Source organism: Pseudomonas sp. TMW 2.1634, from assembly GCF_001703595.1.
Classification (GTDB): Bacteria; Pseudomonadota; Gammaproteobacteria; order Pseudomonadales; family Pseudomonadaceae; genus Aquipseudomonas; species Aquipseudomonas fragi.
In genome coordinates, this window is record NZ_CP016849.1 from 3,053,276 (window position 1) to 3,065,255 (window position 11,980).

Below are 11,980 nucleotides of genomic sequence, written 5' to 3' on the forward strand. Positions count from 1 at the left end.
TCCGTTACCATCGCCGCACGTTTTTGGGCATGCGGCCTGTAAAAGTGAGGGCGGGATGTATATCTATCGATTGGTCCTGTTGCTGGTTGTCGGGATCTACCTGTTTTCTCCCGCCATCATGGATTGGTGGATCGATGCGACAGGCGCCTGGTACAGGCCCTATCTGCTCTGGCTGATTCTGATCGTCGTGACCTTTATTCTGCAGAGCCAAAAAGATGCCGATGAGCTTTAGCCTGACCCAGATGATCCTGATCAGCGCCGCCTACCTGCTGGTGCTGTTTGGCGTGGCCTGGATCAGTGAACGCGGCATGATCCCGCGTGCAATCATTCGCCACCCGCTGACCTACACCCTGTCGCTGGGCGTCTACGCCAGTGCCTGGGCGTTCTACGGCACCGTGGGCCTGGCCTACGAATACGGCTACGGTTTTTTATCCAGTTACCTGGGGGTTTCCGGGGCGTTTCTGCTGGCGCCGGTGCTGCTCTATCCCATTCTGAAAATCACTCGTACTTATCAGCTGTCGTCACTGGCTGACCTGTTCGCCTTCCGTTTTCGCAGTACCTGGGCCGGTGCGCTGACCACGATTTTCATGCTGATCGGTGTGCTACCGCTGCTGGCCCTGCAAATCCAGGCCGTGGCGGACTCCATCAGCATCCTCACCCGCGAACCCGTGCAACACCGCGTGGCCCTGAGTTTCTGTGCACTGATCACCCTGTTCACGATCTTCTTCGGTTCGCGGCATATCGCCACCCGAGAAAAACACGAAGGGCTGGTGTTCGCCATTGCCTTTGAGTCGGTGATCAAGCTGATCGCCATTGGCGGCGTGGGCCTCTACGCGCTTTATGGTGTGTTCGATGGCCCGCAACAGCTGGAAGTCTGGCTGCTGCAAAACCAGACCGCCCTCGCCGCGCTGCATACGCCTTTGCAAGAAGGCCCGTGGCGCACCCTGCTGCTGGTGTTTTTCGCCTCGGCCATCGTGATGCCGCACATGTATCACATGACCTTTACCGAGAACCTCAACCCGCGCGGGCTGGTCAGCGCCAGCTGGGGCCTGCCGCTGTTCCTGCTGCTGATGAGCCTGGCCGTGCCGCTGATCCTGTGGGCCGGCCTCAAGCTGGGCGCCACCACCAACCCCGAGTACTTCACCCTCGGCATCGGCATTGCCGCCAACAGCAAACCCCTGGCGCTACTGGCCTATGTGGGCGGGCTTTCGGCTTCCAGCGGGCTGATTATCGTCACCACCCTGGCGCTGTCGGGCATGGCCCTCAATCACCTGGTGCTGCCGCTTTATCAGCCGCCGGCCGAAGGCAATATCTACCGCTGGCTGAAGTGGACCCGTCGCGCCCTGATCGTTGCCATCATCATGGCCGGCTACGGCTTCTACCTGCTGCTGGGCGCCGAGCAGGATCTGGCCAACCTGGGTATCGTGGCCTTTGTTGCCACGTTGCAGTTTTTGCCGGGCGTGCTCTCGGTACTGTACTGGCCGACTGCCAACCGCCGCGGCTTTATTGCCGGTTTGCTGGCAGGGATCATGGTGTGGATGGCGAGCATGCTGTTCCCGCTGATCGGCAACTTCCAGGGGTTCTATATCCCGTGGCTGAACATGATCTATGTGCTGGACGATACCAGCTGGCACATGGCAGCCATCGCCTCGCTGGCGGCCAACGTGCTGATGTTCACCCTGATTTCCCTGTTCACCAACGCCAGCCCCGAAGAGGCCAGTGCCGCCGAAGCCTGCGCGGTTGACAACGTGCGCCGTCCACAGCGGCGTGAGTTGCATGCGGCGTCCCCGCAGGAGTTCGCCACCCAGCTGGCCAAGCCCCTGGGGGCCAAGGCCGCGCAAAAAGAAGTCGAGCAAGCGCTGCGTGACCTGTTCCTGCCATTCGATGAGCGTCGCCCCTACGCTTTGCGTCGTCTGCGAGACCGGATCGAAGCCAACCTTTCCGGCCTGATGGGCCCCAGCGTCGCACAGGACATGGTCGAAACGTTTTTGCCCTACAAGTCCGGCGGCGAAAACTATGTGACCGAAGACATTCACTTTATTGAAAGCCGGCTTGAGGACTACCACTCTCGCCTCACCGGCCTGGCAGCCGAACTGGATGCCTTGCGTCGTTATCACCGCCAGACCCTTCAAGAGTTGCCGATGGGCGTGTGTTCGCTGGCCAAGGATCAAGAGATCCTGATGTGGAACAAAGCCATGGAAGAGTTGACCGGCATCCCGGCCCAGCGCGTGGTGGGCTCACGCCTGAGCACCCTGGGCGACCCCTGGCGCGAACTGCTGCAAGGCTTTATCGACCTGCCCGACGAACATTTGCACAAGCAGCACCTGGCCCTCGACGGCCAGACCCGCTGGCTCAACCTGCACAAGGCGGCGATTGACGAGCCATTGGCGCCGGGCAACAGCGGCCTGGTACTGCTGGTTGAAGACCTGACCGAAACCCAGATGCTCGAAGACAAACTGGTGCACTCCGAGCGCCTGGCCAGCATCGGCCGCCTGGCGGCAGGCGTGGCCCATGAAATCGGCAACCCGGTCACCGGGATTGCCTGCCTGGCGCAAAACCTGCGCGAAGAACGGGAAGACGACGGCGAACTGACAGAAATCAGCAGCCAGATCCTTGAACAGACCAAGCGCATCTCGCGCATTGTCCAGTCCTTGATGAGCTTCGCCCATGCCGGTAGCCACCAGCACAATGACGAGCCCGTCTGCCTGGCCGAAGTGGCCCAGGACGCCATTGGCCTGCTGGCCCTGAACCGGCGCAATTTCGAAGTGCAGTTCTACAACCTCTGCGACCCGGACCACTGGGTCGACGGCGACCCGCAGCGGCTCGCCCAGGTACTCATCAACCTGCTGTCCAACGCGCGTGATGCGTCGCCTGCCGGCAGTGCCGTGCGGGTCAAGAGCGAGGCCAACGAGCACACCGTCGACCTTATTGTGGAAGACGAAGGCACAGGTATTCCAAAGAGCATCATGGACCGCTTGTTCGAACCGTTTTTCACCACCAAGGACCCTGGCGAAGGCACCGGTCTGGGCCTTGCACTGGTCTATTCCATCGTTGAAGAGCATTATGGACAAATCACCATCGACAGCCCGGCTGACATTCACAGCCAACGCGGAACCCGTATCCGGGTGACACTACCGCGTCATGTCGAAGCGACGTCCGCTGTGAACTGAGACCGTCGAGAGAACCGAATCAATGCCGCATATTTTGATCGTCGAAGATGAAACCATCATCCGCTCCGCGTTACGCCGTTTACTGGAGCGCAATCAGTACCAGGTCAGCGAGGCTGGCTCAGTGCAAGAAGCACAGGAGCGTTTCAGCATCCCCTCGTTTGACCTGATCGTCAGTGACCTGCGCCTGCCGGGCGCACCGGGTACCGAGCTGATCAAGCTGGGCCAGGGCAAGCCGGTGCTGATCATGACCAGCTATGCCAGCCTGCGCTCGGCCGTGGACTCGATGAAAATGGGCGCGGTGGACTACATCGCCAAGCCCTTTGACCACGACGAGATGCTGCAAGCGGTGGCGCGCATCCTGCGCGATCGGCAAAACGCCCAGAGCGCCCCGGTCGAACGCCCGGTCAAGGCTGGCAGCGTCGACAAGAACACGGTGGACAACAGCAATGGTGAAATCGGCATTATTGGCTCCTGCCCACCGATGCTGGATATGTACAGCAAGATCCGCAAAGTGGCGCCTACCGACTCCAATGTGCTGATCCAGGGGGAGTCCGGCACCGGTAAAGAGCTGGTGGCCCGCGCCCTGCACAACCTGTCGCGACGGGCCAAGGCCCCCATGATTTCGGTCAACTGCGCGGCCATCCCCGAGTCACTGATCGAATCCGAACTGTTCGGCCACGAAAAAGGCGCGTTTACCGGCGCCAGCGCGGGCCGGGCCGGCCTGGTCGAGGCCGCCGATGGCGGCACGCTGTTCCTTGATGAAATCGGTGAACTGCCGCTTGAGGCGCAAGCCCGCCTGCTGCGCGTGCTGCAGGAAGGCGAGATTCGTCGCGTAGGCTCGGTGCAGTCGCAAAAGGTCGATGTACGCCTGATTGCCGCGACTCACCGTGACCTCAAGAGCCTGGCCAAAGTGGGCCAGTTCCGTGAGGACTTGTACTACCGCCTGCACGTTATTGCCCTCAAGCTGCCGGCCTTGCGCGAGCGTGGCGCCGACGTCAATGAAATCGCCAACGCCTTCCTTGCCCGCCAGAGTGCCCGCATCGGCCGTACCGACCTCAAGTTCGCCCCCGATGCCGAACGGGCGATCAGCCATTACTCATGGCCGGGTAACGTTCGCGAGCTGGAAAACGCGGTCGAGCGTGCGGTGATCCTGTGCGAAAGCCCGGAAATCTCGGCAGAACTGCTGGGTATCGACATTGAACTGAGCGACCTGCAAGACGATGACTTTATCGGCCTGGCCCCGCAGCAGGGTATCGGCAACGGTAACACCAGCCTGGACCCCACCGAGGACCTGTCACTGGAAGACTACTTCCAGCACTTCGTACTTGAGCATCAGGACCACATGACCGAGACCGAACTGGCCCGCAAACTGGGGGTCAGCCGCAAATGCCTGTGGGAACGGCGCCAGCGCCTGGGCATTCCGCGACGCAAAACCGGCGTGCCGAGCGAAGGCTAGGTAACACACAGTTTTGTGAAAAAACTGTTACCTGCGTTAAAAGACGTAACAAAAGCCGGGTCTTACGGTAACGATGACCCGGCTTTTTTTTGCCCATAAAAAGGTAAAAACCCAGAAAACCCCTTGTTTTGCTGGGCCGAGCAAAAGTTGGCACGCACCCTGCAATATGTATTCGTACAAGAACAATAAGAATCACAGCAGCACACAATAAAAATAAGACGTATCGGCTCACGCATAACAAGAACAACACGGCGGAGGCGCAGCTAACTGATTGTTTTGGAGAGGCGTTGTAAATGGGGCTAGCCCCACGACCAGGCAGAGAACAACAAAAACTGCACTTAAAGCAGAGCCTGAACTGGTTGGATCATTGATCACATCAACACAGCGACCAAAGCAATCCGTTTGCTCTTATCTCCCGATTGGGAGGGTTGTACAGGCAAGACCTATGCAACCAGGGCGATTAACAAAAACAAAAAGCCCGCAACCAATAATAAAAATAGAGCACGCAACTAATTCTGGGGGAGCTTCGGCTCCCCTTGTGGTTTCTGCGATTTAACAAATCCTGTCTAGCGCGCACCTCTTGGCGCTTTTTCTGCTTGCCGCTTACAGCTTCGCTCGCAAGAGCGGCTCACTGTCCTACACCATCCCCTGACTAAATGCTAGAATCCCCGCCCATCATGCGGTCATTCTTCGTTTTGGCCGAACATTCCTTCAAACAGTGCATCCCATGCTGAAGAAGCTGTTCCAGTCATTCCGTTCTCCCAAGCGTCGTACGCAACAACTGCGCAGCACCCCTGAAGTGCTCAACAGCAGCCAACACTCGCTGCAACGTGCCCAGTTCAGCCGCTACGCGGTCAATATCGTCGAACGCCTGCAGAACGCCGGTTACCAGGCCTATCTGGTCGGCGGTTGCGTACGCGACATGCTGCTCAATATCACGCCAAAAGACTTTGACGTCGCCACCAGCGCCACGCCCGAGCAAGTGCGCGCCGAATTTCGCAATGCGCGAATCATCGGTCGTCGTTTCAAGTTGGTGCATATCCACTTTGGCCGCGAAATCATTGAAGTTGCGACCTTCCGCGCCAATCACCCGCAAAACGACGAAGAGGAAGACAGCAACCAGTCCTCGCGTAACGAAAGCGGGCGTATCCTGCGCGACAACGTCTACGGCACCCTTGAAGAAGACGCCCAGCGTCGTGACTTCACGATCAACGCCCTGTACTACGACCCGGTCAGCGAGCGCATCCTCGATTACGCCAATGGCGTACACGACATTCGCAACCGCTTGCTGCGCCTGATCGGCGACCCGCAACAGCGCTACCAGGAAGACCCGGTACGCATGCTGCGCGCCGTGCGCTTTGCCGCCAAACTAAACTTTGGCATCGAAAAGCACACCGCCGAGCCGATCCGCGAACTGGCGCCTATGCTGCGCGAAATCCCGTCAGCCCGGCTATTTGAAGAAGTCCTCAAGCTGTTCCTCTCGGGTAACGCTTCTGACACCTTCGAAATGCTGGTTGACCTTGAGTTGTTCGATCCGCTGTTCCCGGCCAGCGCCGAAGCACTGGAAAACAACCCGACCTACACCCACACCCTGATCAGCGAAGCCTTGCGCAACACTGATCTGCGCATCAAACAGGGCAAACCGGTAACCCCGGCCTTCCTGTTTGCCGCCCTGTTGTGGCCCGCGCTGCCTGCCCGTGTATTGCGCCTGCAAGATCAAGGCATGCCGCCGATTCCTGCCATGCAGGAAGCCGCCCATGAACTGATCGCCGAACAATGCCAGCGCATTGCTATTCCCAAGCGCTTCACCATGCCGATCCGCGAGATCTGGGACATGCAGGAACGCCTGCCGCGCCGCAGTGGCAAACGTGCCGACATGCTGCTCGACAACCCGCGCTTCCGTGCCGGCTACGACTTCCTGCTGTTGCGTGAAAGCGCCGGCGAGCAGACCAACGGCCTGGGCGAATGGTGGACCGACTATCAGGACGCCAATGACAGCGGTCGCCGCGAGATGATTCGCGACCTGAGCAACGCCAAGGATGACGGCAGCGGCCCGGCACCGCGCAAGCGTCGCCGCACCGGCGGTGCCAAACGCAAGCGCAGTGCGGCAGCGGACGAGTAAGCGATGGAACGTGTCTACATTGGCATGGGCAGCAACCTGGCTGACCCGGCCGATCAGTTGCGCAGTGCAGTCCAGGCGCTTGCGCAATTGCCTGACTGCCGATTCGTCGGGGTTTCAGCGTTCTACCAAAGCGACTCGCTGCTGCCCGGCCAGCCGCGCTACACCAATGCCGTCGCGGCTATCGACAGCAGCCTGGCACCGCTGGCCTTGCTCGATGCGTTGCAAGCCATCGAGCTGGATCAGGGCCGCGAACGCCATGAACGCTGGGGCCCGCGCACACTGGACCTGGACATCCTGCTGTTCGGCGATCGCCTGATTGACGAACCCCGCCTCAAGGTGCCGCATTACCACATGCACGCCCGCCCTTTTGTGCTCTACCCGCTGGCCGAACTGGCGCCAGCATCGCTGGAACTCGCCGATGGCCGCACGCTCGCGCAATTGCTGAACGACTGCCCCTTCATCGGCCTTGAGCGCATCGCTTGCTGAGCTGAAACGAATCAATACCCGGGTAACACCTTCACGGTAACACCCGGAATTGACTTCCAGTGCCCTCGTCACGACTATAGGCATCCCGCTGCCATCCACAGGATGGTGCAAAGTGAAAAGCAGGCTTTATAAGCGCCCTCTATAAAGGTGTGCCTGCTCATAACGATGAATCACGCGCGTGACTCGCAGTGCCTACCACACTGCCTGACGAGGATCCTTTTCATGCCAGCTATTACCCTGACCACCCTGCAAAGCCTTAAGCAAAAAGGTGAAAAAATCACCATGCTGACGTGCTACGACGCCACCTTCGCGCACGCCTGCAATCAGGCCGGTGTTGAAGTGCTACTGGTGGGCGACTCCCTGGGCATGGTTCTACAAGGGCATGACAGCACACTGCCTGTGACGACCGCCGACATGGCCTACCATGTGGCTTGCGTCAAACGCGGTAACCAGGACGCACTGATCCTGGCGGACATGGCCTTCATGGCCAACGCCACCCTGGAACAAAGCCTGAACAACAGCGCCGTGCTGATGAAGGCCGGTGCGCATATGGTCAAGGTCGAAGGCGCCGTATGGCTGGCCGAGTCGATCCGGGCCATGACCGAACGCGGCATCCCCGTGTGTGCGCACATGGGCCTGACCCCGCAGACCGTGAACGTGCTGGGTGGTTACAAGGTACAAGGGCGCAACGAAAACCAGGCCCGCCAGATGCGTGCCGACGCCATTGCCCTGGAGCAGGCAGGCGCCGCCATGCTGCTGCTGGAATGTGTGCCGAGCGAACTGGCCAAAGAGATTACCCACGCCGTCAAGATCCCGGTCATCGGCATTGGCGCCGGCAGTGACACCGACGGCCAGGTCCTGGTACTGCACGATATGCTGGGCCTTTCGCTGACTGGCCGCGTGCCCAAGTTCGTGAAAAACTTCATGACCGGCCAACCTGACATCCAGTCCGCCCTGGGCGCCTACGTCACCGAAGTCAAAGCCGTCAGCTTTCCTGCTACCGAACACGGATTCTCTGCATGAACACAGTTAAAACCGTTCGCGAACTGCGCGCCGTCATCGCCCGCGCCCGCCGCGAAGGCAAACAGATCGCGCTGGTGCCAACCATGGGCAACCTGCACAGCGGTCACGCCGCACTGGTGACCACCGCCGCGCAACAAGCCGATTTTGTGGTAGCGAGTATTTTCGTCAACCCATTGCAGTTTGGCGCCAACGAAGACCTCGATACCTACCCGCGCACCCTCGCTGCCGATCAGGAAAAGCTCCTGCAAGCAGGCTGCGACTTGCTGTTCGCCCCCACCGTTGAAGAGATGTACCCCAACGGCATGGATGGCCTGACCCGAGTGACCGCAGCCCAACTGAGCAATGAACTGTGTGGCAGCCGTCGCCCCGGGCATTTTGATGGCGTGACCACCGTGGTCAGCAAGCTGTTCAATATGGTTCAGCCCGACCTGGCGATCTTTGGGCAAAAAGACTACCAACAGCTGGCAGTCATTCGTGCAATGGTCAACGATCTCAACTTCCCGATCCAGATCATCAGCGAACCGACCGTGCGGGCTGAAGATGGCCTGGCCCTGTCCTCGCGCAATGGCTACCTGAGCGATGAGCAGCGTGCCCTGGCACCCGCCCTGTATCGCCACCTGAGCGAAATGGCCCGCGCCATCGAAGCCGGTGAGCGCGATTACCCGGCCCTGGTGCGCCAGCATCTGGCGCACATCGAAGCCCTCGGCTTTCGCCCGGACTACCTGGAAGTACGCCAGGGGCAAACCCTGCTCCCGGCACAAGCCACCGATCGCGACATCGTGATTCTGGTGGCGGCCTTCCTGGGCGCCACCCGTTTGATCGACAACGTGCATCTGAATCTCGACAGCGCGCTCTGACAGAGTCGCCTGTGCGGAACCGCGGAATGACCCGCACTCCATAAAGAAACACTGAAACGTTTCACCTGTTGTGACGTAACTGTGACAAAAGTTACTTCTCGGTGTCAGACAAAGCCAAGACAGAAGCAGGCGCGAAGGTTACTGTAATCGCCCTGCTTCCAGTTAACGTGCAGAATCAGACCGACCGAACGCCTGAACAAGAAAAAACAGGCGTAGGTGTTTTCAGTGTCCAAAGGCAGTTCAAGCAAAAAGGATATCCGCAGCGATGGCGTACTACCGCACCCCTCACGACGTTACCGCCCTGCCCGCCTGGCAGGCGTTGAAACTTCACCGCGTCGGCATGCAGAACTTCAGCATGCGCGATGCGTTCAACAGCAACCCGAAACGTTTTGAAGAATTCACCCTGAGTAGCTGCGGGCTGTTTCTGGACTACTCGAAAAACCTGATCACCAGCGAAACCCGCGACTTGCTGGTCAACCTCGCCAATGAGGTCGACCTCAAAGGCGCAATCAAGTCGCTGTTCGGCGGCGAAATTGTCAACGCCTCCGAAGGTCGTCCGGCCTTGCACACCGCGCTGCGTCGCCCGGTGGCCGACAAACTGTCGGTCAACGGCGTGAATATCATGCCCGAGGTGCATAAAGTCCTGAACCAGATGACCGAGCTGGTCGGCCGGATTCACGATGGCCTGTGGCGCGGTTACACCGAAAAGCCGATCACCGATATCGTCAATATCGGCATCGGCGGCTCGTTCCTCGGCCCGGAGCTGGTTTCTGAAGCCTTGCTGTCCTACGCGCAAAAAGGCGTGCGCTGCCATTACCTGGCGAACATCGACGGCAGTGAGTTCCATGAACTGACCGCCAAGCTGCGCGCCGAAACCACGCTGTTTATCGTGTCGTCGAAATCCTTCAATACCCTCGAAACCCTGAAGAATGCCCAGGCAGCACGCGCCTGGTACCTGGCTCAGGGCGGCTCGGAAGCAGAGCTGCATCGCCACTTCATCGCCGTATCGAGCAACAACGCGGCAGCCGTGGCGTTCGGCATTCGTGAAGAAAACATCTTCCCGATGTGGGACTGGGTTGGCGGGCGTTACTCGCTGTGGTCGGCCATTGGCTTGCCAATTGCCCTGGCCATCGGCATGTCCAACTTCAAGGAACTGTTGTCCGGTGCCTACAGCATGGACCAGCATTTCCAGACCGCGCCGTTCGAACAGAACATGCCGGTGCTGATGGCCGCGCTGGGCGTGTGGTATGGCAACTTCTGGGGCGCGCAAAGCCACGCGATCCTGCCGTACGACCACTACCTGCGCAATATCACCAAGCACTTGCAACAGCTGGACATGGAATCCAACGGCAAGAGCGTGCGCCAGGATGGCACGCCGGTGTCAACCGATACTGGCCCGGTGATCTGGGGCGGTGTGGGCTGCAACGGTCAGCATGCGTATCACCAATTGCTGCACCAGGGCACCCAACTGATCCCGGCCGACTTTATCGTGCCGATTGTCAGCTTCAACCCGGTGTCCGACCACCATCAATGGCTGTATGCCAACTGTCTGTCGCAAAGCCAGGCGCTGATGCTGGGTAAAACCCGCGCAGAGGCCGAAGCTGAATTGCGCGACAAAGGCATGAGCGAAGAAGAGGTGCAAAAACTGGCACCGCACAAGGTGATCCCGGGTAACCGCCCGAGCAACACCCTGGTGGTTGAACGCATCAGCCCGCGCCGCCTGGGAGCACTGGTCGCGCTGTATGAGCACAAGGTCTTTGTACAAAGCGTGATCTGGGGTATCAACGCCTTCGACCAATGGGGTGTTGAGCTGGGCAAGGAGCTGGGCAAGGGCGTCTACAACCGCCTGACCGGTATCCAGGAAGAGCCTGCCGACGATGCATCGACCCAAGGTCTGATCAACTACTTCCGCGGCCGTCATCGCGGTTGATTGATAGCCAGCCAGTCTTCACCGACTGGCTGGCACCATCGAGAAAGGCATCATGGAATTTATCCGCCGCCCCATCGAACGCCAGATCATGAGCCTGACCGGGCTTTCCCTTGGCAAACTCGACCTCGAAAACCCCAAGGGCGACCCCGGCCTGTTCGGCCCCGATTCCATCAGTTGGCAGGTACACGGTGATTTCACCAGCATGCTGATTGGCGGCATCAGCGCCTTGATGTTGCAAGCCTTGCACCCGCTGGCCCTGGCCGGGGTGTGGGACCACTCCAATTTCCGCGAAGACATGCTGGGTCGGCTACGCCGCACCGGGCAGTTCATATCAGGTACCACCTTCGGCGCCACCGGCGATGCCAACTGGCTGATCGACAAGGTGCGCACCATCCACCTGCAAGTCACCGGCACCGGCCTCGATGGCCGCCCCTATGCCGCCAGCGACCCCGAGTTGCTGACCTGGGTGCATGTGGCCGAAGTCAGCAACTTCCTCGCCGCTCACCTGCGCTACCGTAACCCGCATTTGTCCGAAGCCGATCAGGATCGTTACTACGACGAAATCGCCCTGGTCGCTGAGCGCCTGGGTGCGACCCATGTGCCCCGCTCACGTCAGCAGATTGCCGATTACCTCGAAGGCATACGCCCACAACTGTTGTGCGATGAGCGCAGCCGGGAAGTGATTCGTCTGCTACTCAACGCCCCCGCCCCCAGCCTGTTGGCCAAACCGTTTGGCGCACTGATGATGCAGGCCGGGATTGACCTGCTGCCGGACTGGGCCAGCGATCAACTGGGGCTGCATCAACGCCCGCAGATGCGCAAGCTGATACGTGCCGGGGTAAACAGTACCGCGCCGATATTGCGCTGGGCCGTACGCAATGGCTCGGTACAACGGGCGCGGCGGCGCATGGGGCTTGGCTGAAACCGTGTCGCAGC

General features: G+C 59.8%; 9 protein-coding genes. All 9 read left to right on the top strand.

Features of this window, described 5'->3' with window-relative positions:
• Positions 1-55: 55 nt before the first annotated feature.
• Positions 56-232 carry a hypothetical protein gene (locus tag BFC21_RS14590; RefSeq protein ID WP_003176118.1) on the top strand — a complete coding sequence of 59 codons (177 nt, stop codon included), beginning with the start codon at positions 56-58 and terminating at the stop codon, positions 230-232.
• Positions 216-3,170, top strand: coding sequence for a sensor histidine kinase (locus BFC21_RS14595; RefSeq protein ID WP_162939352.1), 2,955 nt, complete (start codon positions 216-218; stop codon positions 3,168-3,170). Before BFC21_RS14590 ends, BFC21_RS14595 begins: the two co-directional genes overlap by 17 nt.
• A 22-nt stretch (positions 3,171-3,192) precedes the next feature.
• Complete coding sequence (locus BFC21_RS14600; RefSeq protein ID WP_088378190.1) at positions 3,193-4,626, top strand: sigma-54 dependent transcriptional regulator; 1,434 nt, start codon at positions 3,193-3,195, stop codon at positions 4,624-4,626.
• 727 nt (positions 4,627-5,353) lie between these two features.
• Positions 5,354-6,748 carry a polynucleotide adenylyltransferase PcnB gene (locus BFC21_RS14605; RefSeq protein ID WP_088378191.1) on the top strand — a complete coding sequence of 465 codons (1,395 nt, stop codon included), beginning with the start codon at positions 5,354-5,356 and terminating at the stop codon, positions 6,746-6,748.
• 3 nt (positions 6,749-6,751) lie between these two features.
• Positions 6,752-7,234 (top strand): 2-amino-4-hydroxy-6-hydroxymethyldihydropteridine diphosphokinase, encoded by a 483-nt coding sequence (gene folK / locus BFC21_RS14610; protein WP_088378192.1) that lies wholly within the window; start codon positions 6,752-6,754, stop codon positions 7,232-7,234.
• 222 nt (positions 7,235-7,456) lie between these two features.
• On the top strand, positions 7,457-8,257 hold the full coding sequence (gene panB / locus BFC21_RS14615) for a 3-methyl-2-oxobutanoate hydroxymethyltransferase (RefSeq protein ID WP_088378193.1): 801 nt from the start codon (positions 7,457-7,459) through the stop codon (positions 8,255-8,257).
• A complete protein-coding gene (panC, locus tag BFC21_RS14620) occupies positions 8,254-9,114 on the top strand; it encodes a pantoate--beta-alanine ligase (RefSeq protein ID WP_095005089.1) in 861 nt (286 codons plus the stop codon). The genes panB and panC overlap by 4 nt, the downstream gene beginning before the upstream one ends.
• Positions 9,115-9,379: 265 nt before the next feature.
• The gene (pgi, locus tag BFC21_RS14625; RefSeq protein WP_088378195.1) at positions 9,380-11,044 is read left to right on the top strand and encodes a glucose-6-phosphate isomerase; all 1,665 of its coding nucleotides are present in this window, start codon (positions 9,380-9,382) and stop codon (positions 11,042-11,044) included.
• Positions 11,045-11,096: 52 nt separating this feature from the next.
• The gene (locus BFC21_RS14630) at positions 11,097-11,966 is read left to right on the top strand and encodes an oxygenase MpaB family protein (protein WP_088378196.1); all 870 of its coding nucleotides are present in this window, start codon (positions 11,097-11,099) and stop codon (positions 11,964-11,966) included.
• Positions 11,967-11,980: the final 14 nt, after the last annotated feature.